Origin of the sequence: Pseudomonas orientalis (assembly GCF_022807995.1) — a bacterium.
GTDB classification, from domain to species: domain Bacteria; phylum Pseudomonadota; class Gammaproteobacteria; order Pseudomonadales; family Pseudomonadaceae; genus Aquipseudomonas; species Aquipseudomonas orientalis_B.
Map to the genome: position 1 here is coordinate 3,046,831 of NZ_CP094351.1, position 21,512 is coordinate 3,068,342.

Here is a 21,512-nt window from a genome sequence, read left to right on the forward strand (position 1 = left end):
CCGAAGCGAGCCTTGAACAATTTGATGTGACGCTATAAGCAGCCTTGCAGCGCGGTCAGCCGTTTATTCGCGATCCAATTACCCACCACCACGTAATATTTCGCCTCTGATCCGTAGCCCTTTGGCTGGATGTCAACGAAGTACTGAGAGCCCTCAGTGAATACCGTATACCCGGTGTCACGCCCAGGCTGAGAGGTTGCGCCAGGCGTGCCGCCGAAGATCGGCTGGTTCTGCCATTCATACTGCACGCACTTAGCCAGCGCGGCGTCAGTTTTCTTCGAGGTCAGTACCTTGTAAGGTCCTTCCTGGCGCGCCTCGTTCATCGTGGGTGCCATGCACCCCGCCAGCATCGCCACCGCTACCGTCGCTATCAAAATCCGCATGCTAGCTCCTAAAATATTGATCCGCCGAAAGTGAAGAACTTGAACGATATTTTATCGTCATCCGCATCTCTCATTTCAAAGCGAATTCTGTCGAGCCCATTATCCACTCGAGAGGCTTCGAGGCGCATGAACTGGGTCAAGCCACCACCGAATCCGTTCAACTCAAGAGCGCTGACATCATGAAAAATTAGCGATACCGCGTCCAAACCTGACTCATTGGCAGACAGCACCAACTCCAAATCGTATTTGAATTCGTTGAATTTGATGTCAATTGACATAACACAGTCCTGCTCTCGCAGCAGACCGTTCAAGCGATCAAGTCTATCCATGTGTCCACCCGTCTGGGATCAAATGCAACACCACGCGCATGTCGTTCCCTCTTTGGTTTGGCGGGGCTGCAATATTGCTCAGTACGCCACTTTGGTGCCACGAATTATCGCTGGTCGATTTCAATCTTCTGCGTCGGATCAGGGCTATACCTCTGGCGTTTCAGCTGCGGATCCCCTTTCGCCATGCAGAAGAAATATATCTCAGCCTCTCCGCATCCGCCGTGAAGCGCGCACTCGCTAGCCTGCATGTGATCAAGCAGGATCTCCCGGCCTTGGGACTCGCAGAACACGTTTGCTTCTTTGAGTGCCTGCCCTTTCGCAGAGGCGGGCCCGCCGAATGGAACGCGGGTAGAAATCGTGTAGGTGTCGGGACCCACCTTGATCGGTCCGCTGTCTGCGCATCCCGCGAGTGCCATAGCGAACAAAACCATCAGCCAAATTTTCATCAATATCCTCCATGTAAGAAAGGACTGTACCGCGTACCTGGCCAGGCATCCACTTCACTGAGGCGTTGATGCAAAAAGCCCAGCGCGGGGCTGGTCTACTCAATCTGCCGTCGATTTTCTCGAAACTCTGCTACTTCAAGATCTTGTACCAAATCTGCGCGTTAACCAGCATTCTGATCGCGTTAACTTTGTCGATTGCATACTGTGGGGGTGTCTCCCAAGGTAACGAACTACCTTTAAAGACCAGCAGCGGCTCATCCGTGCCGCGCTCAAGCACAAGCCGAGCCTTAATAGATGCGAACTCAGGTTTGTCATTCAATGCATCGCGCATATTCTGGCGCTGTATTGGCGGAAGCTGACTCCAGGCCACAAACTCTTTAATCGGCTCCAGCCCAGCTGGAAACGTGTCGCGCTGTAAGGTATTTCCAAATGTCTTATAAACTTGCCCCATGTCATCAGTGAAGTCGATCCATTGATTGTTATCGGCTATCCGTGCGGGCAGCATTCTATTCCGAAAATTAGGATTAGAACTAAGCATGCCCGACTCACCATCGAAGTGATTGTACTGAATGTCTGTTCGGTTCCACTCATAAAAACGCAAGGTTGCGTACTTGTCGAAAGTCGACACAGCTGAGCAGCCAGGCAGCATGAGCGTGGCAATAGTGATCGACAACGCTATCAAAATTTTACGCATGTGCATCCTTGAGCTTCAGATGAATTGGAAAGTTGGACTCCAACCACTGTAACTCGTACCTGTCCGGGCATCCAGCGTGGATGGAATGCCAGTGGCGCGCATCCGTTGATCGGTAGTAGTTTTTGGCTTCCACAAACCAAAGAATGGCCATGTCAGTCAGAAGTCTCGTGAAGAATCTACCCGCAGATCCAGATATGCCTGGATGGGTGCTTGGATGGGCAGTGGGTCGTAATGCTCCCTGGAGCTTTATTGACATCTACGCCGACAAACATGTCGCAGAGGTCGAGGCTGAGCGCTTGGGTGATGGTCACACTGTGAAGTATGGTTCGCATAGGCTCGGGACTGATGACTTCATGGGTGGCGGTGAATAGCCTAGATAGCGACCTCCTGCGCCAAGCCAAAATCAATTCTGCCCGGCCCTGATACAAGCCCTGCTTCAAGCCCTGACTTGCCACAGTAGCTGCGACTGTAGCCACCTTTGCTCTGGCACTTGCCGGAGAATTTCACGCGATCTATCTCGACACCGCCATCAAGAATGGCGACTTCGGCTTCAGCACCGCAGATACCGCCGCCGGTGATGGTGAAGAGGTCGTGAATGGTCAGCAAGTAGCGTTGTATGATTTGCATGTGGCCCTCCGAGCTTAAATCATCGTCATGGATAAAGAACAGTCTGCCACGCAGACATAAGGAACCTCGTGATGAACCCTCGATTTGTAGTTCAAAGAAACTTCCCCCGCTGCGATGAATACGACGAAAACTCATTCAATGGCCAGCTACACGAGCACGCGCTCTGGGCACAAGATGAATACTGGCTCTTAGAGTGGGCTCTTTACCAATTGGCCAAGGAAGAGGAAATCGACCCTGAGCTCTACTGGCAGGTGTTTCGCATCTTCAGCCACTGTTTCCTTTCATTTGGCTGCCACTTCGATCGGAATGACGGCTACAAAATACGTAACCTCAAGAGAGCACAGCTATACGACTGTCGGGAGAGATTCCAGGTGGTATTTGAGGGTTTTTTCTCAAGAAATATGCCTGAGCAAAACATCTTTGAAGAAGAGAACCCACTGCTGCTCACCGTCCATTAACTTGCTGAAGTGCCTCCTTCACATCAGATGCTGCGCGCCGGTCTTTGTGCCTGAGGATCAGGCGTGTTCGGTCATGCCATGGGCCACCAAAAACAATGATTTCGGACGGCCTTCCGTAAAGGTGGTGGAGCAGGAACGGGCCGGGCCCGAAGGCGCCCGACTCTTCACCAGGCAATGCCGGATCTGTGCCGAGGTAGATCCCGGCGTGGTTCGGGTGGACTGTTCTGCCAACGTGCATGACGATCATGTCGCCACGCAACGGACTGTCGACGCGCACGAAACCTGCCTTTTCGTAGTTCGCCTCGTACAAACTGGTGTTCTCCGCGCCCTCCCACCAGCCGTCGGTACGCTGGAAGGCTTCGAACTCCAGCCCCCACTCACGCTGATACCAGTCAGCGCAGACCTGCCAGCAATCCCAGGCGCCGTGCACGAACGGACGCTTGAGCAGCGGCGTGCAGCCCGTTGGGGTGATCGTGCGCATATCGCCCTCAGGCCAGCTCAGAATGTGCCAGGGCAATGCGGTGGCCTCGCACATGGCCAGGTCATGCGGTGACGGCCTGCTGGTGGCGTCCGGGTGGGAGTGAACGATGCCGATCACTTCACCCAAGTCTTCAGCCGCAGCATAATCCTCAGGATCAAGCCGAAACTCTTCGTTAGGCTCCGCGGCGATGTTCCGGCATGGAACGTACTTCTGCGCGCGACCGACGGCCAGCAAAAGGCCGCAGCATTCGCGCGGATACTCGGCTGCAGCGTGCGCCTGGACCGCCGCAATGATGTGCTTGCGCATGGTCAGCTCCGGGCAATCAGGGAAACGGCGGGGAATCCACCGAAGGACAGTTCGTTGTTTTCGCCGAAGCGCAACTTGCAGGACGACAGGCAGCCCTTGCACTGATCCTTGGCCGGATCGTCTGTCGGGTTATCCTCGTCGTCGAACATGGCCGCGCCGGTATAGCCACAGTCCGGCCCCCGGTAACCGTTGGTCATGGCCCAGTGGCAGAACGTCGTCATCTGCCGTCCGGGAAGACCGTGGTTATCGATCTCGCCCGGTGAAGACAACTCCCAGACCACAGCCTCGCCGTCCTCGCTGGTTTTTTGGTCGATATACCAAATTTCCAGCGCTTCTTGTGTCGGGTCAGCAGTCGGGTTGCCATCGGGGAAGTTGGCCGCATCCAGGTACTGGGCCAGGGTCTCGCGAACCGTCAGCTTGAACTTCAGCATGTCCTCGAAAGCCAAGCACAACGCCGTGACGCGCCCATTGACGTTGCCGGCGGCGAACGTCGGTCGGGAGGCGGTACCGTCGCTGCTCGAGGAAATACCCTCAATCTGCACCGGCCAGGCCGCGTACTCTTCGCCCTGCCAGATAATCGACTTGGCGGGCAAGTCGTGCTCAGAATGCTCGTAGGCCAACAGTTCCTCAGCCGTGTGCGGGATTGCGTGGCCGTGAAAGCGCAGGTAATCAGCGCCGTATTCCGTCCCGTCAATTTCAAACAGGCGAATCTCGCCGCCGGGCTCCAGTTTCTGGATGTCCGTGATCAGTGCCATGGGCGGTTATCTCAGGGGTGGAAGGTTTGCTGGAAGGTGGCGGTGATGGCGTAGACCTGGCCGCCGCGGTGAATCGGCTTGTAGCCGTTGCACTTGTAGAGGCCAAGCTCGCCGAGGGGCGGCTCCCACAGGAAGCCCTTCGCACCCTTGTGCCGGTCGAGGAAGGCCATGATTTCCTTGATTCGCGGTTTCAGACCGGTAAAGGTCACCGGCCAGGACTGCGATCGATTGTTCAGGCCATCCTCGACCGACTGCTCGTAGCCATCGCCGAACTGCTTGGAGCGGACGCGCTGGGCAATATCTCCCTCCGCGCCTTTCTCCGTGGCCCAGGTAAATCGTTCGATTGCCATCAGCGCCCCTTGATTGCTTTGTTGATGACGCCGCCCTGGCGCATGTCCTTCGAGCGCAGCTCTTGGTATTTCTGTTCTACGAAGGTCGCCAGTTCTTTGCCGAACAGGTCATAGCCTGGCGCGTCAGCAGTGGACGAGGCATTGCCGTCGCCGTCGATGTGCACTTCTACATTGATCTGCGTTGCGCCAGACCCACCGCCGCCCATAGCCATAACGCCAAGCTTGCCGCTCGACGTACGGGTCAGAGGCATAATCGCCTCTGCCCCCGCCTCGCCCATGACGCCTGTTTTGCCTCCGGCCATGCCGAATGCCGTGGGCTTGCTTACGACCGAGTTGGTGAACGCACCGCCGTCGGCGAACATCTGGACGCCGCTCGCCCATGCACCACCTTTGGCCTGGGTGACTCCAGACCAGCCTGCCAGCACTTCAGGGCTGTAGCCTGCAGCGGTTGAGCCAGCCGATGTGGGTGTCGTGCCACCGCCGAAATACGCGCCTGCCGCCGAAACGCCAAGCCCCACGAGAGAACCGAGCAGTCCCGATGCCGCTTGCCGGGTGGCGATGCGCGCCATATCGGCGAGGATCGATTTGGCGAAATCCGAGAACGACGCCTTGCCGGTCATGGCAAAGTTGACGATGGAATCCTCCATGGAGCTGAAAGCGTTGCCGAATAGGCTCTTCGTCTGGCCTGCAATGTCCTTTGCCGAGTCCAGGTAGTTTTCCCAGGCAGCCGTAGCGCCCTTGGTCCAATCGCCCTGGGCGCTCTCCACGTCAGCGTAGTTTTGCCTGATCTGGTCGGTGGCTTTCTTGTTCGCGTCAGCGAGCGCCTGCGACTTGCGGGTGAATTCCTCATCCGACATTTTTCGCGACGGGTCGGATCGCTGGTTTTCCAGTTCCAGCGACTGCTGAGCAAACCGGTCTTGCTGACTGTTCAGTTGCCCGTTCAATGCGTTCTGACGATCACCCTGGCCCACGCCCAATACTGCGCGCTGCCCAGCAAGCTCCAGCGCGCGCTGTTGCTGACCCAGTGCCTGCACGTAGGAACTAATCGAGCGCTCCTGCTTGGCGAGCCTCCCGGTCTCGTTGGTAGCTAGTACTTCAAGCTGGCTATCCGCATCCTTCTGCGCCTTGACCATACCCGCGCGCGCATCGGCGATCTTCTGATCCAGCTGGATGCTTTGCGTGGCCGATGTTGTCTTCTTGGCCTTGGATGCTTCCAGGGCAGTGATCTCGGCCTCGTAGGCTGCTGTCACCTGATCAAGCTCGTTGCCGATCAGGGCCTGGCGACGAAGCAGGTAGTCTTCCTCGGATAGCAGACCGGCTTTCTGCGCGGCCTCCAACTCCTTCTGGTAGTTCTTGTAGGTATCGGTGATCGCCGCCAAGTCGTTTTTAGCGTTGTTGAAGCTGGTCAGGTCGACCTGGGTGCCAGCGGCTTTCGGATCCTTGAACTTGTCGTTGATGTTGGAGATATTTTTATCGATCACCGCCTGGGCTAGGCGCGGATCGTTCGGCGCTACCTTGCGGATGTCTTCGAGCTGCTGCTTATAATCCTTCAGGGCTTCGGCGCGTTTCTGTTCATTGGTCAGCGACGACTTGGTGAGCGCGTCCACCTTCTGCATCGAAGTGATCGCGGACTGTTGAGCCTTGGCACGCTCACCCTCTTGCTTGGCAATGTCGGCTTCAGCGTCGCGCTGGTCTTCCAGCATGTTCAGTTGGTTAGTGTAGTAATCAACCATCACCTGCTTGTTTTGGAACAGACCAACATCACCAGACTGAGCGCTCGCCAGGTCGCGCCGGGCCTGCTCGATATCGGCGCCGATATCCGGTCGGCCGATATTTTTGAGGCTGTCGGCAGCCCGCGCGACGGCGTTGTAGCCTTTCTCCCAGAAACTCAGGTTCTCCAGGATATTCGGCGTGCGCTCGTTGATCGCGTCGGCATATTGCTCGGTCGCCAGCTTTACGGCGCCGGCGTGGTCGCCCTGCTCTTCCAGCGCGGCAATTTGCGAGTAAACCGAGGCAGTAAGGTAGTGATACTGCTCGTTGAGCGCAGCGGATGCCTTGACCGGGTCATCGGCCAGCTTCACGAACTCGGCAACCGTCTCGCTTACTGCCTTACAGGTGGCTTCCTGCATCGATACGGCGGCCTGGGTGATGCCTTCGAAGCTCTCGCCGGCGATCTTTCCATTGTCTGCAAGCATGGCCAAAACTGCAGCAGCTTGGCCTGTGGAACCCACGGTCGCGCTCACCTGCCGCGCCATGTCGCCCAGTTGACCAGAGCTCACGCCGGCGTAGTTACCGGTCAGAATCAGCGATTTGTTGTAGCGGTCCTGTTCCTCGCTTCCCTTGTAGTAGGCAACGGCCAGGCCACCAACCGCGGCGGTGGCCAGTGCCAACGGCGCCAGGATAGCCAGCAATCCGGCAGCACCCGCACCAGCACCCGCTCCCAATTGAGCCACGGCGCGAACGCCGCTACCCCAGTCACCCGACGACAGCGCGTTACCCAACTGCACGACGTTTTCCTGGGCTTGGCGGGTACCGAGGCGCAGCTTGTCGAAGCCGGTGGTGGTCTTTTCGAGCTTTCCGTAATCCTTGTCGATCTTGGCCAGGGCGCTGTTGTACTGGTCCTGGCTGATTCGACCCTCGTCGAGATGCTTACCCAGTTGCTCGACCTGCGTGTCCAGCTTAGCCAGCGCGGCACGGGCAGGGTCAATAGCCCCCAGCAGGCTGTTGAGGGCCTTCTGCTCGTCCATAGCGGACTTGGCCAAGGCCACTTGCTGCTTATCGAGCTGAGCCGAGATCTTTGCCGCCTCAGCCTCGCCATAGGCGCCGGTCTTTGTCAGCTTGGCGAGTGCATCACGCTGCTTTGCCAGGTCCTGGGTGGTTTTGGCGCTGGTGGACAGCGACTTCTCCAGCGCCTGCATTTCGTTCATCAGCGAAACGGCGGACTGCTCGGCCCGGCCGCCGGCCTTCGCCATCTCATCCAGGCTCGTTTTAGCCTGGATTGCATCGGCCGAGTCGATCTTGACGCCGAGTTCTGCAATGTTCATCGACTCACCTTGAATAAGTGCCCGTGGTTACGGGCTGTTTTCCCTTTCCTCCGCCATGACGCGCAGGGCTTCGCCTTCCAGCACCTGAAGGTCAGGGAAGATTTCAGCGAGTTTCTTTTTCTTGATACCGAGGAAACCGGCCACGTCGCGGATGCAGCTGTAGTCGAGACCGATTGCTCCGCCGGCGCCTGCTCGCCACTGGGTGGACATGCGGTTGAAAAGGAGGAAGGCTGGCCAGTTGCATGGCCAGACCTCTACTTCCTCAACCAGATCACCTGGGGAGAGTCCGAACATGCCGATAATCGCGTCGGGCACACTCGGCGAATACATGGCGCGGGCGGCGTCGATCAGTTTCCCAATCGGGCCTGGCTGTATGCGCCCTCATGAGCCTTCACGACAGCCTCGGCGGCGCCCTGGCAGGACTTCACGAATGCGACGATATTGTCGTCGTTGTATTCGTCGTCGAAGCCCCAGCCGACCACCAGGTCTTTAATCTGCTGGGCTTGCTGCTCGGTATCCACAGCAACAATTTCCGACCAGGACGGTTTATCGCCCAGTGCGGCCTGTGCCTTCTTACGCTTTTCGTTCCATTCGTCGAACAGAGCGGCAAGCTCGGCGCGATCCCGGTACTTGAAGGTGAACTCGACCTTTTCGGGCGTGCTGCCGACGATCGGGATCAACACCGGCGCGGTGAACGTGGCGTTCTGCGCGATACGGATCTTGGCCATGAGTTACACCACAACAGTCAGGTAGCGGGTAGGCTCGCCCTGCAGTGCCAAGTTGACAGTGCGGGTCAGCAAGTTGCTGCGGGATACCGTCGGCTGGTTTGAGAACGAAGTGAAAGCGCCGTAGAACAGAGTGTCGTTGCCTGGCAGGTTAAGGCGCGCCGCCTGAATTGCCTGGCTGGCATCTGCAGCGCGCAGAATGGCGTTGAACGCCTGGCCCGGGTCATCAGCAATGGTCAGAGCCAAGCTGGCCGCCGCTTTATCGGTAGGCATCTGGCGGCCCTGCTTGTCCTCCAGAAACACTACATCCAGATAGTTCTGGGTGCCACCAGTGAAATCCATATTGGTTATTTGTGGAATTTGCACCCAAGTCAGCACCTTCTTTAGCGAGCCGATGCCGGAGCCTGCTGGGTAAACCTGCAGGTCGGTGGTATCAATGCCTTCGAGTGTGATTGCGGTAGCGGTCGCAGCCTTGACGCGCACAACTCGATTACCCAGGCGCGTCCAGCCGGAAGTGACGATCACAATGTCGCCAGCCGACAGCGTGCCACCCGTTACAGTGGCCACGGCTTCGGCCGCGTTGCTCAGCGCCGAAAACGGGACGTCCGGGCCATAAGTGGCGCCGTGCTGAAAGGTGCCGCCGTCCGGAATTTTGTAGCCCATGGGTATTTCCCCTTTGCAGATATGAAAAAACCCGCTCGATGGCGGGTTCGTGGTTTTGCCCAATGGGCGGGATCAGTCGGTGTCTGCTCGGTACGAGAACGAAACCGGCACGGTGTATGTGGAGTCGCTGGTGATTCCAGGTCCTGGATCAACAGGCGACATGGTCACCACGGTAAGTTGGCCCTTCGTGTCCCGGGCGTACAACAGGAACAGGCCTGTCAGTTCGGCCGCTATCGGGTTCGTCATGGTCTTGCCTGTGCCGGCCGGCGCGATGATGCTCACCTGGAACACTCCGGTGAACAGCCGGTGATCGCCGCAGAGCGTGTTGCTCGCAGTATCACCCGGGATCGTGAAAGCCCGCAGATACGTCTCGCCCTCCGCCGGCGTGTAGGCCGTGTTCTCGAAAACGATCTTGAGCCTCTCCGACCTGGCAGCGTTCCAGGCGATCAGCTTTGCCTCGTAGATCGAAGCGATGATTGCGTGACTCATACCTGGTTGTTCCTGATGGCCTCCAGCACGATCTGCTGGAAGCGAGCCACGGTTACCCGGACCATGCCGCCGGGGGCCTGGGTGGAATGGCCGAACTCCAGCGGGATCGCGTAGGGCAAGTTGTTGATGAGGTAGGCCATCTGGCCGGCGGTGAAGTCGCTCATTGCTGCGACCAGCGCGGCAGTGGTTTCTGCGCCGCTCGGGTCTACCTCGTCAAAGGTGACGTTCTCGACCACGCCGAGCGAGATGTGCCAATTCGCACGGAACCGGCCCCCGACGTAGCCTTCCGGCGCGACGATATCCATGCCGTCGTTGAGCTTGCGGCCCTTCTTGAGCCTGCCGCCCTTGGTAAGGTTGGCTGGATCGCTGCGCAGCGCGCTGTTGTAGTCGTCGACGGCCTTGTTGTACTGGGTGGCCACTGCGTTCTGCGCCCAGATCTCCGGATTGCCCACGGGAGACATCCGAATCAGGCTACTGCCGACCTCGATGATGATCTCGCGCACGCTGGCGTCGATGGCTTCGCCGGTCTGGGCCGCAAACTCGGCGAGGCTCAGTGCGAAGCTGCCGGATTGGATAGCCATGTCACCTCCTCATCTGAGCTGTCCACGTCGCATCTGCCGGATCGGCGGACACATTCATAACCCGCAGCCCGTTGACGATATCGCCAATGGCCGGGGCAGCCAGTACCGCCGTCGGAACGCCGGCCTCCGACACGAAAAGCTCGTTTTGCAGCACCAGCAGCTTCTTGTCGGTCGTCTGGATGAGGGAGCCGTCGATTTCCTTGGACAGGTAGCTGCCGAGGACACCGCGCCCGGAGTACGTCACGATGGTCTCCGGCGTTTCGCCGCCTAGGTCGGGGTCATACTCGCCCGCAACCTTGCGCACGCCTGTCACCGTCTTTACCGCGTCAGCCAGCCCATCAGGATCATCGAACGACTCGGCCAATTCAGCCTGGATATCTTCGCGCATGCCCATGATCAGATCCTTTTCAGCATCATCACGCCGGAGCGCTTAATCCAAGGCGCCAGAAGCGCCAGGGCGAAGTTGACGCCCGCCGACTGATCGGTAGTGCCTGCCACGTAGGTTTTGCTCACCGATGTACCGGACTGAGCCGAGACCGTCTTGCTCTGCACTTCTTTCTGCGTTGCTGTGTACAGCTTGCCCGCCGCCGCCTCTTTGGCGACCTGGGCACCGGCTGTTTTGATCTCGGCCGGAACCGGATCGGGAACAGCCCGCTTAATCTTGGCCGTGAGCCAGGCGTTTGCCATGGTCACAGCACGGACCGGATCACCGGTGCCAGCCCAACCAGAACCCAGCGAGGCGTCAACATCGGCAACGGTGATGAAGTCGGTCATATGCTTGTCCTTATTCCGCCGGCACTAGGGCCTGCAGGTCTTCTTTCTTGGCGGACGGGTCGAAGGCAATGCCCTTCTCGGTTAGCCATTCTTTCAGCTCGGGGACCTTCATTTTCAGCGGGTCGGTTTCTTTGCTCTCTGGCTCCTTGTCGTCGGAAACCTTGATGCCGGCGGCCTGGTAAGCATCGGAGATATCCGGTGCATCGCCATCAACGACTACCTCCGTCGCGGAACCGATGACGCCGAAAAACTCGCTCAGCAGGCGGTAGCACACGCCGCGCTCTTTGCCCGGCTTGTCCGTGTAGATCACTTTCATAAGTCACCTCAAAAGCATCCCGGCGCCATGTGGGCGCCAGGCTGTGTGGGCCGAGTTACGGCGTGGTGGTACCGCTGATCACAGCGGCGAACGGAACCTGCTTGCGGCTGAACACCCGCTGCCAGTTGGCAGCAGCGGCGTATTGGGTCGCGGTCGGGCTGAGGTTCTGAGCCTCGGAGCCCTTCCAGCTGAAGCCGGCAGGCTGGAGGATGTAAGTCTTCCGCTCCCACAGCACTTCGGCACCGCCGCCGTTACCGCCGCCGGGCTTACGCTCCAGTTCTACCGGAACCTTCGGCGTGCCTTCGCCGTAACCGAAAGCGCCCTGGCCGAAGAACACGGACAGGTACTTGCCAGCGCCGTACACCAGGGCGTCGTCCATGAAGACTGGTTTGCCGAGGTAGGTTGCCAGGATGATCTTGCCGTCGGAGTCACGCAGGTACTCGATGAGATCCTGCTTGACCATCTGGTTCATCACCACGGAGTGCACGCCGATCGCGCCGAACTGGTCAGCGGCATCGCCCGCGGTGAACGCAGCATCCTGGAAGGCGTTCGCGCTGATGGTCGCGCCCGCGTCGATGACCATGTCACCGCCGTTGTTGGCGATGTTCGACGCGATGATGCCGCGAGCCGCGCCCAAGGTGTAACGCTGCCACTGGCGGGTCCAGTAGGTGCCGAAGCGGTTGCGAATCTGCTGCTGTGGCTCGCTGTTTGCCAGCTCAGCAGTGAGGTCAGTCACGCCGTAGCCTTTGTTGAGGTACAAGACGCGGGCACGCATGCTGTCCTGGGTGACTTTGCCAACTTCGCCCTGGTCGTTCGGGTCGTCGTTGCTGATGTTCGGCGCTTCATCGGCGTTGAGATCCTGCCAGTAGCTGATCTCGGCGGTGCCCTGGCTGCCGGAGGCGATCGCGTCCAGCACAGGGGAGCGAGTCACGATGCCCGACTCGTATACAGCGGTCTTTTCCGGGCTGTTAACCGGCGCCAGGGAGGCGTAGTAGTCGCCGACGAAGATATCGGTCAGTTGGGTAGTTGCCATGGATTAGGTTCCTTTGGTGGCCTGGATTTTCTTGAAGAGCTCAGGGTTGTCACGGGCGATCGCGGCACGCTCGGTTTCCGTGTACTCACCCCACTTTTTCGTGGCCTTGCCACCGTTGTCGCCGGTCTGCCCGGCACCCTGAGCCCTTGGCCACAGGTGTGTTGCTGTTTCGCGCAGCGATTCCGCCCATTCGAGCGGCGACAGAGGGGTCTTCCCGTCCTTCCCGTAAACGACCTCGCCGTCACGGTCGGTGGCAATCGCCTCGCCGTCCTCACTGAGTTTGAAAGTGCCCCGGGCGCGCAGGATAATGTCCTCGGCGGCCTCGGGGAGCGCGCCGGCCTTTATGGCGGCGGCGCGGATTGAATCAGCAAGCACCTTGTCGCTGTACTTGGCGGCGAATTGTTCGGCCTTGTCGGCTCGGGCCTTCTCGGCTGCCAACTTGGTGTCGTAGTCGGTGCGCAGGCGCTCGGTACGGCGGGTGATGACCTCGTCCAGCTTGCCCTCGGCAATCAGCTTGGTCTCTTCATCCTGGCCAACCTTGGTCAGCAGCCCCTTCACTGCTGCAATGTCCAGGCCTTCGAACTGGGACTTGAAGCCGTCCAGCTCGGTTTTGGTGGTCCGGAGCGAGCCAAGCAGCTCGGTGTTTTTGTTCTTGAGGCCCAGGGTGGCCGCTTCCACCGCTTCGGCGATCGCGGATTTAACTGCTGGGTCTTCAAGATCAATCTGGTTTTCTACTGCCACTTGGTGCACCCCTTGGGTTTGATCGGCCCGCTTTGCGGGCATAAAAAAACCGCCCATTGGGCGGCTTGAGGTTAATTAATCACTCTTGAAACTTACGTCTCTGGATCACCGTATTCAAGGTGAAGTCCTGCGTCATATCTTGCTCGCGCCTCGCCATTCCTAGATGCCGCTCGCTCTGTTTCTTCAGTCTTCCTAGTATTTATAACGTAGCTCTTAGCTACCGATGAAAACTCTGGAGAGACCTCAACTGTTACATCCTTGCTAACCAGCCTAATTAGGATTTTTAGCTCTTGCTCAAAGAAATCCTCAAGCCGATCAAAGAACACCTTGTTCAACTTAAAATAGCCGTTACCTGGATGAATTTCACTTCGACGCATTTGATTTATGGGGTTTGCAACCCATTGCTCAATAAACTGAAGTAGGTCGTGCTTATTCAAAGCAAGGATATCAAGATATTCTCCCCTCTGAAGTTTTGTCGTTGCGCCACCTTTTGGGATTCGACTAAACGTCAACAGGTCGATCTTAGAACCATCTTTTTTGGATATCAGCTCAGCACCCAGAACACTCTCAGGAACAATCCCCTCTGAGACAACCCTAAGTAGCCATTCATCAGGCGTAAATTGATTGATTATTTTTACTCTTGGAAGTTCTTTTTGTTGCTGTCTATGAGACTGCCACAATGCAAAGGCAACTGCGGAGAAGGCACCTATAGCGGATGCCCAGTCTCCCAAACTCCCCCAGACCGGGACAAATGTGATTGTGGATTCAGGATTAAAATAGATACCTATAGTTAGGCCAAGAAGTCCGCAAACTATCCCTAACAAAATCCCTGCAACTGCTATCGCTACCCATTTGATTTCCATAAGGCCTCCATTCCGAAAAGCCACTTATACCAAATGGCCACCTTTTCAAGCTATGAAATTATCAATTGCAGTCCTCTCATTACCAAATAATCGGCAAACTGCGTCCTGCTCGGCGCGTATGGCGGCGGTCGCATACGCAGGCCTGGCGTATCTCGATTCAATCGAGTCCGCCGCCCGTTCGGCTCGGTACAGTGAGTCGGCTCTTCGATCTGGAGGCCCTGCTCGGAAGCGTATAGCTCGACCGCCAGCCTTACCTGCCCCCACTCAAGCTCAAAGGGCACGAATGTCTCCGACAGCGTCTGGTATTCGATCTTGCAGTCACGCCGGGGCCAGGCCATTGCCTGATCTGGATTGGCCTTTCGTCCCTTCCACTGGCGGCCATTGATATCAGCGGCGGCCCGCAGCAACAGCTCGAGCTGGCCAGCCTCAGCGTCAGGTATCCGGAACCCGTAGTAGTCGCGGTAAAAGGTCAGCTTCTCCAGTGGCACGAAGCTATTCGCGTCTGGCCTGCCCTTCCCGTCCTCAACGATGATCTGCATCGACTATCTCAACCTGGTGGAGCGCCAAGTGTAACGCCGGCTCGGGTGAACATGTCAGGCTCTGCGTCCTTCAGCTGCGCCAAGGTCAGCGGCTTGAACGATTTGTCGAGCTGCAGCTTGGCAAACTTCTCCGGCGTCAGCCCTCCATCGCGGAACAACTTGCCCCGGACCGGCCCGAGGGCATGATCCTGGAAGCTAGCCGGCTGCGTTGCCAGCCACTGGTAATAATTCAGGCCTGCGTCGACCTGGGCCCCGCCGTTATCTCCCACCGAGGCGCGTGTGGCGTCCTTGGCGAACATCTCCGAAAGCCTGGTGGTGGGCACCGTGGTTGACCGGCAGTTGATGTGCGCCGGCGGTAGCGGGCCTTTGCCCAGGTCGAATCGCATGCCATCCAGGCCCTTGCACTGCTGCGAGGTCTTGCGGTCGAGCGTCGACACCCAGCGATAGCCCAGCACCACATCGCTGTTGGCCTTCAGCGTTTCCATTCGTGCCGTGGTGGCCACATGCTGGATTGCTGTCTGCACCGCAGCGGCAGCGTTGCGGTTGCTCACCGCCAGGACGCCGTCCGTGAAGTTCTGCGCCGCGGTGCCGCGAATCGCCTGAATGATCTGGGCGTTGGTCTGGCCCTGGCCGAAGCCGAGCCGTATGGTGTTTGTGACGCGCATCGTCTCGGTGCGAGTCCAGCCGCTGACGAAGCTCTTCAGCAGCTTGCCACCGTCGATGCCCTTCACCTGCAGCGGATAGGAGAATACCGCCGCGCGGATCACTGTGTTGGTAGGCACCACTGCGTCGATGGAGAGCGCATTGCTCAGGCTGTTCGCCTCAAAGGTCGACTCATACAGCGCGATATCGACCAGATCGGCCTGCACTAGGTCGCCGTAGGCCTTGTATATGCCCAGCAGTTTGCCGTCCACGCGGGCCAGGAACTGCTCAAGGCGGTCCCGGCTATAGGTGGTCAGTTCCTTGCGGGTCAACTGCTCCCGTACCAACGTGTCGATCTGGCGCAAGTACTTTTCGAACTTCTTGACCTCGCCAGCCTTAAGCCGCTCCAGCATTACCGAGTGGCGCGTCGTCTGCTCTAGCAGCTGGCTGTCCGCCTGCATCAGGTTTGTCGTTGGCATCGTCTTTGTCCAAGTTGATGCCGGCCGACTCGCGCTCATCGCTGATCAGTTCGGCTTCTTCTTCGTATGGGCGCTCCGGCAGCTTGCCGGTGGTGAGGTACTGCCAGTAGGTGTCGGCGCTGATCGTGCCGGCCATCACGCCCTTGAGCAGCTCGGCGAGAACCTGGGCGTCGACCACTGGGGTCACGAACTCAGGATTCACCTTGAACGTGACCTGCTTGGGGTCGTAGCCCTTCCACTCGGCGGCGTACCGCAAGCCTTGCTCCACTGCCTCGGCCACGGTGATGACAATGCTGTGTAGCGTGGCGTGCTGATCGTTCTGGCGTGTTTTGCGTGCCTCTCCTGACTCGGTACCGGCCACGTCCATGACCTTGGCACCGGCTTCGAGCGCGGCGTTCTTCTGGTCATCCATGGCCTTGCGCACAGCTTCAATGCCCGCGCCCTGGAATTCCAAGTAGCCACATTCGCCATTCGGGCCTAAGTCCCACGCAGCAGATGGGCCGGTGACGCTCAACTCTACCGCCTCATCCAGCCCTGAGACCCACGGCTGCGGGTGACTGGTCTGGTGCAGCGAAGTGAAATAGTCAGCACTTAGCTGATAGGACTTCAGCGCCGCGCGCGCCATTGTTAACAGCGGCACCTCGTCGACTTCCGGTGAGTTGTCGGTCGAACCGCAGTAGATCACCGGCAGGTATGGCAGGCCTTTGACCAAACGGTTGTCGGTACCGGTGGTGCCCAGCGGCTTCTCGTCCTCGACCAGCTCCCCGCCTTCATTCCGCACCGCGGTGTAGCAAACGTCGCCGTCCATGAAGAACTCACGAAATACCGTGTCGCAGTCATGGCTATAACGATCACCGCCCTTCCTGCGGAACTCGCGAAACACCGAAAGTACCAGGTCCTGCCGACCGCCTTGATCAGCAGTGTCCCAGTTGATCGCGTTGCGAGTGGCATACGTAGAGAAGTACGGCTCGCCGCTCTCGTCGATGTTCACCACCAGCGGTACCCGGCCGTGGGAGATAGCCTGGCGCACCATGCGGAAGAACAGCTGTTTCAGGCCGAAGCCGTCGGCAGTGGCGTTGTCCTCCAGCCCTTTCAAGCCAAACGGTAGTTCGATCTCAGGGATCAGCCGGGAAACCAGGCCCATCATCGACCGCAGCGAGTCGCGCACCCAGTGTTCGTACTGGGCACGGTTCGTGTAGTTCTCGTAGAGGTACTTGTTGCCCGCACCGTCGAGCTTTTCAGCCTCAACCATGCCGCTTGGCTTGGGCAGGTTGCGCTCATTGCGCTTGACGGCACACTCACCCTCGAGCGCGTCGTCCATCATCTCCCACTCGGCGATATGCGCGTCGTAGTCGGGGTTTGTCGATTGCACTGGCATCAGGCCAAGCCTCCAATTCGGCGTGTTCCGCCTGTGCGTTTGCGCCTGCCCATCGAGACGGCGAAGTAGCGGAAGGCGTCCGCGCCGTGCGATGACCAGTCGTGAAGTGGTTTGTCTTTCCAGCAGCCGCGCTTGTCGTCCCACTCCTTTCGGTAGTTCTCCAGGCAGGAAATACCCAGTTCGCACTTGGACTCATCGAAGGCACAGGCCGGAAGGATCTCCCGCACCTGCTCAATGCCCTCGTCGATGCCGAGCTTTGGAACAACGCTGAACTTGAGGCTGTATTTTTGCCCGTCGATCTCGTAGCCCTCCCTGGCCAGCTCGCGCCGGGTCTTGCCGTCGCTGCCAAATTCACGGTTATCGATGTCGTGGGGCCCCCAGTGATCGCCATACGTGTATTTGCGATCCTTGAGCATCTTCATGTAGTGCCGCAGGCCTTCGCCGCTGTTCTCATAGAAGTCGATGACGTGGTATTCCTCGCCGACGATCCGGACGAACCAGATGGCCGTGGAGTCGCCGACACCGATATCCCATATCGTATGCACCGGCAGATGACTGTTGTCTGGTAGCGGGCCGATCCTCTGCGCGCCATACAGCTTGGTGAACTGCTTGGCGTAATAGGCGCCTTCGACCGACTGCTGAAAGGCTTCGGCGGGGATCGACGGGTATTCCCGCTTCATGTCGTCGCCGAGCGTCTTCTCCTTGGCCGCATACCAGGCGCGTTGGCCGTCGTTGGTGACGATCCCGTGCTTGGCGTGCAGTTCGTTGAAGTAGTCGGTCAGGCGCTGGGGCAGTACTACGTCGGTCGAATCAAGGCTGTAGGCCTTGTTGTTCCACCAGCTGAAGAAAAAGAACTTCCAGTCGAGCAGGCCCAGTGGCACACCAGCCAGTTGCTGGCGCTCTGCTGACTGACTGTAATCAAAGAAATACCCGGCCCGGCCCTCTGCCGTCGACTCGATGGTGACAAAACACTCAGCAGCGACAGCCTCGAAAGCACCGGTGACGATCTCCCGCGCCTTGTGCGGGAACTTGGCGCAGATCTTCCCGAACTCGGATACGTGCAGATACCGTAGAGTCCCGCCCCGGAAGGACGTGGACACGTAGAGCGATCCGCCCTTGCTGAACACAAGCTCACCAGCAGCATCGTTAGAAGCAGGGTTGGCAGCGCGTATTTCAGCAGGCAAGTTGTCGTAGGCATATTTGACCTTCTCCCGGAACAGGCGCTTCGCGTCGTTCAGGGTGTGAGCGATCAGGGCGCACTTGGCCGACTCGAACAGAGCGGCGTCCAGTTGGATGATGCAGCACTCGGTCGTGAAGCCGAGCTGCCGGGCTTTCAGGATGATGTTGCGGGTGTGCATCCCATCGAAGTATTCAATCTGCTCGTCCGTCATCCGGAAGCGGACTTTCTTGCCCTGCTTGTCGGTGATGAAGTAGAGATTGTTCAACCGCCAACGCTTATCCCGGAGCAGCTTCATGTGCTCGGGCTTCATGTCAGGCGTCCTTCGATAGTTCGTCCATCATCTTCGAGAGTTCGTCGGCTTCGTCCGTCTTCTCCTTCTCGTCCAGGCTGTATGCCTGACGCTCCAGAACCTGCAGGTTCTTCATTGCAGAGGAAAGCTGGAATAGTGTTTTGGAATTGCTGGGCAGAGAGACGGCGGCGAGCATTGAGGCGCGGCGCATACCATTGTTGTCTTCGGAGGTCTCGGCCTCGATGTCCTCTTCGATCTCTTCGCGGCGCCGGATGGTCGACAGCAGATCATCCATCAACAGGTTCGCAAGGTTTGTGGCCTTGCGAATGTCTCGCCTGTGGCTGCGAACCACCCGGGCTCCTTCCTCGGCGGCCTCTTCGATGATCTCAGCATCAAGTTCGCAGTTCGCGCCTTGGTCGTTGCGAACCTCTCCGCGAACCAGCTTGCTGCGAACCTCTTTACGCACCTGGTCAGAAAGGTCTCTCGCCCATCCTTGAACCTTGGCTTTCTTCCGGATTGCCGTGTCGCTCACGCCTTGGCGCTCAGCGATAGTCCTGATGGAAAGCGAACCAGCCCGGTAGGCGCGCTCGATCGCCTCCCAGTCGGGTTGCTTGGTTGTCATATCGTCTCTCTGATGCTTGAAATAGTGGCGCGTTGCCGGTATTGATGAGGATCAACCAAAGGAGAGCCACTGTGACTCAAACTTTTATCGATCTGAACACTTACAACAATCGTGTCAAAAGCGCTGAAGATAGACGAGCTATGGCGGTAGCAGCTGCCCTATCAGTCATCCACGCAAAGGCCTCTAACACCCCTGCCGACTGTAATATTTTGACGGACGAAATGAACAATCTCAGCGACTACGCCGATCAGATTCAGGAAGCGCTGAAAGTTAAGTGATGCACCAGTGCCGTATTAACCTGCGGCACGCCTAACCTTCCCCTCCATCCAGCAGCACATCAATCAGCTTCTGCTCGCCCAGGCGCATCGCACCGAGGCATTGCAGGTCGTCGCACTTAGGGCCGAGGCCGAACACCGTCACCTCTCCCTTGGCGCCGATTAGGGTCGAGGCGCCTGCAGTGCACTCTGGATGCTCACCTGCATCCAGGTCATCGGCGATCTTGCGCAGGTCTTGGCGGCGTCGCGCCAGTCCTCCCACTTGAACTCCAGCAATTTAACGGTCATTCAGGCCACCATGAATTTGTTGATCTACAAGCTGCGCGCCAGCATGATCTAACGTTCCGATCCGTAAAACGTGACCAGACTGCCTGGCACTACACCAGTCAAAGGATACTGACCTAATGAAGTCAATGCTCACCGCTGCAGCGCTAATATCTGCGACGACTCTTATGGCAGCCTGTCAGAGTGGGCCATACGCCCCGCCGGAGCCAAAAACTGAAGTACCGACTGCAAAAATGAGCGTTGGCAACTTCATTTCACCGAAAGCGTGTACGAGTGGCACAAATACTCTGAATGGCAAATTGATTGGAGCCAGCCTATGTATCCGATCGCAGAAATATGAAGTCTTCGGCGGTCCAGATATCACCCTGAGTTTCAATCGTGAGCTCGTTACGGTGCTTACCCCTGAGGAAGCGGTCAAAGGGTTCAGAGCTACAAAATACGGCGTCACTGCGTCATTCAAGTGCGAAGAAATCACGAAAAAAGACACCGATGATGGGCGTTCTTATCATTGCTCCTACGATGCAAGCAATCTTCCTTTGATTAGGGCTGATATCACATTTCCGTAGCCAAGCATGACACCCAACCTCGCGCCACGATTTGGCGCATTCGAAAACGTGGCGCGGATCAGCCGGATATAATCCGCCGACTTTGATTTTTTTCGAGACGTCGATCCCATGCACGGACGCTTGTATCTCTCCGCCTTACTTCTCGCTGGCACAGCAGTTGCTGCGGAGCCATCCCGCTACAGCTACGACGAAGCCCCAACTGACGGCTACATGTATGCCGTTAGGTATCAGCAGGCCAAACTGGCTTGTGAATCGCTGCCTGATGACCTTGAAGCTGACTATGCGAAAGCGATGCGCCTTACCAAAGAAGCCAGCCCCGAATTTGAGCAAACTTACGCCAAAGGCTCGACGGCTAATATTCGGTGGCGCAAACCAGCAACTCCCGAAGATCAGCAGCAGGAGTGCGAGCAAAGCCAACATGCACTGCGTGTGACGGTGAACCTTGCCAGACAGTGGTTTCCAGGGGGCTGGTAGGCCCTGCCATTACTTGCTCCGGCGCTCGATGCCGCCCGGCGCCTTATCACAGTGCAGACAGTGCTCGCAGTTCAGCGTCCGGCAAAGCCAGACCTTCACCCGCTGCCAGTACGTGACCATGAAGATGTGACGTGCACCGGCTAGGGCCAGGGCGACATGCAGCGTCAGGCCAGCAGTCGTCGGTCCAAAGAAGATGTTCTGGCTGCGCACCGACACAACGAAACCGGTGATGGCGATCGTGGTGTAGATCAGCTTGCCAAGAATGCCGTCCCTCACCTTACCGCTCAGTACGCACCAGGTGGCCCACAGCGCGATGAGGCCGCAGGCGATGGAGTTGATCAGTTCAAGATTCATGGTGGATTGCCTCCCCCGAACCGCTGGCGGATAAGCGCCCAGAGGTCAGCGGCTTTGATGGCTCGGTTGATTGCTGCCAGGAGCGAGCCGCCGAACGTGCCCAGCAAGAAACCGATGCCGGCGACGATCTTGGGCTCGGTGACATTCAGGTAGGCGCTGACCATGCTCGTCAGGTACAGAGAGCAGGCCACCCCAGTGACCAAGAACACCATCCAAGCGCGCCAGTCGGACAAGTCGTCCTTATGCCACCAGCTCGCAACGACAGCCCCAATGAGACCCGCAATCAACAATTCGAACCTGTCGATCTTGTCGAGCAGGCGCTGTAGATACTCCATGCGCTCGACTCCGTGGGGCATGAGAAATTGGCGGTA

31 protein-coding genes and 1 pseudogene are annotated in these 21,512 nt (G+C 58.1%); 4 read left to right on the forward strand and 28 right to left on the reverse strand.

Annotated features, from left to right (window positions below; translation table 11 throughout):
- Positions 1-32: 32 nt before the first annotated feature.
- The 5 genes from MRY17_RS13450 to MRY17_RS13475 form a co-directional block, all read right to left on the reverse strand.
- Entirely contained in the window at positions 33-383 is a 351-nt protein-coding gene (locus MRY17_RS13450) for a hypothetical protein (RefSeq protein WP_124358581.1), read from the reverse strand.
- A gap of 8 nt (positions 384-391) precedes the next feature.
- Positions 392-712 (reverse strand): hypothetical protein, encoded by a 321-nt coding sequence (locus tag MRY17_RS13455; RefSeq protein ID WP_124358582.1) that lies wholly within the window; start codon positions 710-712, stop codon positions 392-394.
- A 104-nt stretch (positions 713-816) separates the two neighbouring features.
- Complete coding sequence (locus MRY17_RS13460) at positions 817-1,158, reverse strand: hypothetical protein (RefSeq protein ID WP_243352264.1); 342 nt, start codon at positions 1,156-1,158, stop codon at positions 817-819.
- 130 nt (positions 1,159-1,288) lie between these two features.
- The gene (locus MRY17_RS13465) at positions 1,289-1,852 is read right to left on the reverse strand and encodes a hypothetical protein (RefSeq protein ID WP_243352266.1); all 564 of its coding nucleotides are present in this window, start codon (positions 1,850-1,852) and stop codon (positions 1,289-1,291) included.
- A 372-nt stretch (positions 1,853-2,224) separates the two neighbouring features.
- The gene (locus MRY17_RS13475; protein ID WP_243352269.1) at positions 2,225-2,479 is read right to left on the reverse strand and encodes a hypothetical protein; all 255 of its coding nucleotides are present in this window, start codon (positions 2,477-2,479) and stop codon (positions 2,225-2,227) included.
- Positions 2,480-2,550: 71 nt separating this feature from the next.
- On the opposite strand from MRY17_RS13475, the gene MRY17_RS13480 reads away from it, so the two are divergent.
- Entirely contained in the window at positions 2,551-2,937 is a 387-nt protein-coding gene (locus MRY17_RS13480) for an Imm41 family immunity protein (RefSeq protein WP_243352271.1), read from the forward strand.
- Here MRY17_RS13480 and MRY17_RS13485 read toward each other — a convergent pair.
- From MRY17_RS13485 to MRY17_RS13580, 20 genes are all read right to left on the reverse strand, one after another.
- A complete protein-coding gene (locus tag MRY17_RS13485) occupies positions 2,924-3,724 on the reverse strand; it encodes a C40 family peptidase (protein WP_243352273.1) in 801 nt (266 codons plus the stop codon). The two genes, MRY17_RS13480 and MRY17_RS13485, sit on opposite strands and share 14 nt — an antisense overlap.
- A gap of 2 nt (positions 3,725-3,726) precedes the next feature.
- Positions 3,727-4,479, reverse strand: a complete 753-nt coding sequence (locus MRY17_RS13490) for a phage minor tail protein L (RefSeq protein WP_065950815.1) — start codon at positions 4,477-4,479, stop codon at positions 3,727-3,729.
- Between the two features lie 11 nt (positions 4,480-4,490).
- Complete coding sequence (locus MRY17_RS13495; protein WP_057009018.1) at positions 4,491-4,829, reverse strand: phage tail protein; 339 nt, start codon at positions 4,827-4,829, stop codon at positions 4,491-4,493.
- The gene (locus MRY17_RS13500; RefSeq protein ID WP_243352275.1) at positions 4,829-7,873 is read right to left on the reverse strand and encodes a phage tail tape measure protein; all 3,045 of its coding nucleotides are present in this window, start codon (positions 7,871-7,873) and stop codon (positions 4,829-4,831) included. Before MRY17_RS13500 ends, MRY17_RS13495 begins: the two co-directional genes overlap by 1 nt.
- 27 nt (positions 7,874-7,900) lie before the next feature.
- Positions 7,901-8,203, reverse strand: a complete 303-nt coding sequence (locus MRY17_RS13505) for a DUF1799 domain-containing protein (RefSeq protein WP_101220450.1) — start codon at positions 8,201-8,203, stop codon at positions 7,901-7,903.
- Positions 8,204-8,220: 17 nt separating this feature from the next.
- Complete coding sequence (locus MRY17_RS13510; RefSeq protein WP_101220449.1) at positions 8,221-8,601, reverse strand: phage tail assembly chaperone; 381 nt, start codon at positions 8,599-8,601, stop codon at positions 8,221-8,223.
- A 3-nt stretch (positions 8,602-8,604) separates the two neighbouring features.
- On the reverse strand, positions 8,605-9,261 hold the full coding sequence (locus tag MRY17_RS13515; RefSeq protein ID WP_243352277.1) for a phage tail protein: 657 nt from the start codon (positions 9,259-9,261) through the stop codon (positions 8,605-8,607).
- Between the two features lie 72 nt (positions 9,262-9,333).
- Entirely contained in the window at positions 9,334-9,750 is a 417-nt protein-coding gene (locus MRY17_RS13520) for a phage tail terminator-like protein (protein WP_101220447.1), read from the reverse strand.
- Positions 9,747-10,331, reverse strand: a complete 585-nt coding sequence (locus MRY17_RS13525; RefSeq protein WP_101220446.1) for a hypothetical protein — start codon at positions 10,329-10,331, stop codon at positions 9,747-9,749. Before MRY17_RS13525 ends, MRY17_RS13520 begins: the two co-directional genes overlap by 4 nt.
- A 1-nt stretch (position 10,332) precedes the next feature.
- On the reverse strand, positions 10,333-10,725 hold the full coding sequence (locus MRY17_RS13530) for a hypothetical protein (RefSeq protein ID WP_101220445.1): 393 nt from the start codon (positions 10,723-10,725) through the stop codon (positions 10,333-10,335).
- 2 nt (positions 10,726-10,727) lie between these two features.
- Complete coding sequence (locus tag MRY17_RS13535) at positions 10,728-11,105, reverse strand: hypothetical protein (protein ID WP_101220444.1); 378 nt, start codon at positions 11,103-11,105, stop codon at positions 10,728-10,730.
- Between the two features lie 10 nt (positions 11,106-11,115).
- The gene (locus tag MRY17_RS13540) at positions 11,116-11,421 is read right to left on the reverse strand and encodes a HeH/LEM domain-containing protein (RefSeq protein ID WP_101220443.1); all 306 of its coding nucleotides are present in this window, start codon (positions 11,419-11,421) and stop codon (positions 11,116-11,118) included.
- 55 nt (positions 11,422-11,476) lie between these two features.
- Positions 11,477-12,454, reverse strand: coding sequence for a major capsid protein (locus MRY17_RS13545; RefSeq protein WP_012724055.1), 978 nt, complete (start codon positions 12,452-12,454; stop codon positions 11,477-11,479).
- Between the two features lie 3 nt (positions 12,455-12,457).
- The gene (locus MRY17_RS13550) at positions 12,458-13,195 is read right to left on the reverse strand and encodes a hypothetical protein (protein ID WP_178084438.1); all 738 of its coding nucleotides are present in this window, start codon (positions 13,193-13,195) and stop codon (positions 12,458-12,460) included.
- 92 nt (positions 13,196-13,287) lie between these two features.
- Positions 13,288-14,058, reverse strand: coding sequence for a hypothetical protein (locus MRY17_RS13555; RefSeq protein ID WP_101220441.1), 771 nt, complete (start codon positions 14,056-14,058; stop codon positions 13,288-13,290).
- 50 nt (positions 14,059-14,108) lie between these two features.
- The gene (locus tag MRY17_RS13560) at positions 14,109-14,597 is read right to left on the reverse strand and encodes a DnaT-like ssDNA-binding protein (RefSeq protein WP_101220440.1); all 489 of its coding nucleotides are present in this window, start codon (positions 14,595-14,597) and stop codon (positions 14,109-14,111) included.
- Between the two features lie 8 nt (positions 14,598-14,605).
- Positions 14,606-15,700 carry a minor capsid protein gene (locus MRY17_RS13565; protein WP_178084439.1) on the reverse strand — a complete coding sequence of 365 codons (1,095 nt, stop codon included), beginning with the start codon at positions 15,698-15,700 and terminating at the stop codon, positions 14,606-14,608.
- Complete coding sequence (locus MRY17_RS13570; RefSeq protein ID WP_101220438.1) at positions 15,636-17,096, reverse strand: DUF4055 domain-containing protein; 1,461 nt, start codon at positions 17,094-17,096, stop codon at positions 15,636-15,638. Before MRY17_RS13570 ends, MRY17_RS13565 begins: the two co-directional genes overlap by 65 nt.
- Entirely contained in the window at positions 17,096-18,586 is a 1,491-nt protein-coding gene (locus tag MRY17_RS13575; RefSeq protein ID WP_101220437.1) for a terminase, read from the reverse strand. Before MRY17_RS13575 ends, MRY17_RS13570 begins: the two co-directional genes overlap by 1 nt.
- A gap of 1 nt (position 18,587) precedes the next feature.
- A complete protein-coding gene (locus tag MRY17_RS13580; protein WP_101220436.1) occupies positions 18,588-19,187 on the reverse strand; it encodes a hypothetical protein in 600 nt (199 codons plus the stop codon).
- Between the two features lie 71 nt (positions 19,188-19,258).
- On the opposite strand from MRY17_RS13580, the gene MRY17_RS13585 reads away from it, so the two are divergent.
- Complete coding sequence (locus MRY17_RS13585) at positions 19,259-19,465, forward strand: hypothetical protein (RefSeq protein WP_101220435.1); 207 nt, start codon at positions 19,259-19,261, stop codon at positions 19,463-19,465.
- A 31-nt stretch (positions 19,466-19,496) separates the two neighbouring features.
- On the opposite strand, the pseudogene MRY17_RS13590 reads toward MRY17_RS13585, so the two are convergent.
- Positions 19,497-19,750: pseudogene (locus MRY17_RS13590) on the reverse strand (hypothetical protein).
- Positions 19,751-19,866: 116 nt separating this feature from the next.
- Here MRY17_RS13590 and MRY17_RS13595 point away from each other — a divergent pair.
- Together MRY17_RS13595 and MRY17_RS13600 are read left to right on the forward strand one after the other, a co-directional pair.
- On the forward strand, positions 19,867-20,313 hold the full coding sequence (locus tag MRY17_RS13595) for an LptM family lipoprotein (protein WP_137200893.1): 447 nt from the start codon (positions 19,867-19,869) through the stop codon (positions 20,311-20,313).
- Positions 20,314-20,421: 108 nt separating this feature from the next.
- Positions 20,422-20,787: a hypothetical protein gene (locus MRY17_RS13600; protein WP_101220434.1), complete on the forward strand. Its 366-nt coding sequence runs from the start codon at positions 20,422-20,424 to the stop codon at positions 20,785-20,787.
- Between the two features lie 9 nt (positions 20,788-20,796).
- On the opposite strand, the gene MRY17_RS13605 is transcribed toward MRY17_RS13600, so the two are convergent.
- Together MRY17_RS13605 and MRY17_RS13610 are read right to left on the reverse strand one after the other, a co-directional pair.
- Positions 20,797-21,141 carry a hypothetical protein gene (locus MRY17_RS13605; protein WP_101220433.1) on the reverse strand — a complete coding sequence of 115 codons (345 nt, stop codon included), beginning with the start codon at positions 21,139-21,141 and terminating at the stop codon, positions 20,797-20,799.
- Positions 21,138-21,476, reverse strand: a complete 339-nt coding sequence (locus tag MRY17_RS13610; protein WP_003175039.1) for a hypothetical protein — start codon at positions 21,474-21,476, stop codon at positions 21,138-21,140. Before MRY17_RS13610 ends, MRY17_RS13605 begins: the two co-directional genes overlap by 4 nt.
- Positions 21,477-21,512: the final 36 nt, after the last annotated feature.

Coding starts and splice junctions, on each gene's coding strand:
- MRY17_RS13450 (WP_124358581.1), bottom strand. CDS start 383: ATGCGGATTTTGATAGCGACGGTAGCGGTGGCGATGCTGGCGGGGTGC.
- MRY17_RS13455 (WP_124358582.1), bottom strand. CDS start 712: ATGGATAGACTTGATCGCTTGAACGGTCTGCTGCGAGAGCAGGACTGT.
- MRY17_RS13460 (WP_243352264.1), bottom strand. CDS start 1,158: ATGAAAATTTGGCTGATGGTTTTGTTCGCTATGGCACTCGCGGGATGC.
- MRY17_RS13465 (WP_243352266.1), bottom strand. CDS start 1,852: ATGCGTAAAATTTTGATAGCGTTGTCGATCACTATTGCCACGCTCATG.
- MRY17_RS13475 (WP_243352269.1), bottom strand. CDS start 2,479: ATGCAAATCATACAACGCTACTTGCTGACCATTCACGACCTCTTCACC.
- MRY17_RS13480 (WP_243352271.1), top strand. CDS start 2,551: ATGAACCCTCGATTTGTAGTTCAAAGAAACTTCCCCCGCTGCGATGAA.
- MRY17_RS13485 (WP_243352273.1), bottom strand. CDS start 3,724: ATGCGCAAGCACATCATTGCGGCGGTCCAGGCGCACGCTGCAGCCGAG.
- MRY17_RS13490 (WP_065950815.1), bottom strand. CDS start 4,479: ATGGCACTGATCACGGACATCCAGAAACTGGAGCCCGGCGGCGAGATT.
- MRY17_RS13495 (WP_057009018.1), bottom strand. CDS start 4,829: ATGGCAATCGAACGATTTACCTGGGCCACGGAGAAAGGCGCGGAGGGA.
- MRY17_RS13500 (WP_243352275.1), bottom strand. CDS start 7,873: ATGAACATTGCAGAACTCGGCGTCAAGATCGACTCGGCCGATGCAATC.
- MRY17_RS13505 (WP_101220450.1), bottom strand. CDS start 8,203: ATGTATTCGCCGAGTGTGCCCGACGCGATTATCGGCATGTTCGGACTC.
- MRY17_RS13510 (WP_101220449.1), bottom strand. CDS start 8,601: ATGGCCAAGATCCGTATCGCGCAGAACGCCACGTTCACCGCGCCGGTG.
- MRY17_RS13515 (WP_243352277.1), bottom strand. CDS start 9,261: ATGGGCTACAAAATTCCGGACGGCGGCACCTTTCAGCACGGCGCCACT.
- MRY17_RS13520 (WP_101220447.1), bottom strand. CDS start 9,750: ATGAGTCACGCAATCATCGCTTCGATCTACGAGGCAAAGCTGATCGCC.
- MRY17_RS13525 (WP_101220446.1), bottom strand. CDS start 10,331: ATGGCTATCCAATCCGGCAGCTTCGCACTGAGCCTCGCCGAGTTTGCG.
- MRY17_RS13530 (WP_101220445.1), bottom strand. CDS start 10,725: ATGGGCATGCGCGAAGATATCCAGGCTGAATTGGCCGAGTCGTTCGAT.
- MRY17_RS13535 (WP_101220444.1), bottom strand. CDS start 11,105: ATGACCGACTTCATCACCGTTGCCGATGTTGACGCCTCGCTGGGTTCT.
- MRY17_RS13540 (WP_101220443.1), bottom strand. CDS start 11,421: ATGAAAGTGATCTACACGGACAAGCCGGGCAAAGAGCGCGGCGTGTGC.
- MRY17_RS13545 (WP_012724055.1), bottom strand. CDS start 12,454: ATGGCAACTACCCAACTGACCGATATCTTCGTCGGCGACTACTACGCC.
- MRY17_RS13555 (WP_101220441.1), bottom strand. CDS start 14,058: ATGGAAATCAAATGGGTAGCGATAGCAGTTGCAGGGATTTTGTTAGGG.
- MRY17_RS13560 (WP_101220440.1), bottom strand. CDS start 14,597: ATGCAGATCATCGTTGAGGACGGGAAGGGCAGGCCAGACGCGAATAGC.
- MRY17_RS13565 (WP_178084439.1), bottom strand. CDS start 15,700: ATGCAGGCGGACAGCCAGCTGCTAGAGCAGACGACGCGCCACTCGGTA.
- MRY17_RS13570 (WP_101220438.1), bottom strand. CDS start 17,096: ATGCCAGTGCAATCGACAAACCCCGACTACGACGCGCATATCGCCGAG.
- MRY17_RS13575 (WP_101220437.1), bottom strand. CDS start 18,586: ATGAAGCCCGAGCACATGAAGCTGCTCCGGGATAAGCGTTGGCGGTTG.
- MRY17_RS13580 (WP_101220436.1), bottom strand. CDS start 19,187: ATGACAACCAAGCAACCCGACTGGGAGGCGATCGAGCGCGCCTACCGG.
- MRY17_RS13595 (WP_137200893.1), top strand. CDS start 19,867: ATGAAGTCAATGCTCACCGCTGCAGCGCTAATATCTGCGACGACTCTT.
- MRY17_RS13600 (WP_101220434.1), top strand. CDS start 20,422: ATGCACGGACGCTTGTATCTCTCCGCCTTACTTCTCGCTGGCACAGCA.
- MRY17_RS13605 (WP_101220433.1), bottom strand. CDS start 21,141: ATGAATCTTGAACTGATCAACTCCATCGCCTGCGGCCTCATCGCGCTG.
- MRY17_RS13610 (WP_003175039.1), bottom strand. CDS start 21,476: ATGGAGTATCTACAGCGCCTGCTCGACAAGATCGACAGGTTCGAATTG.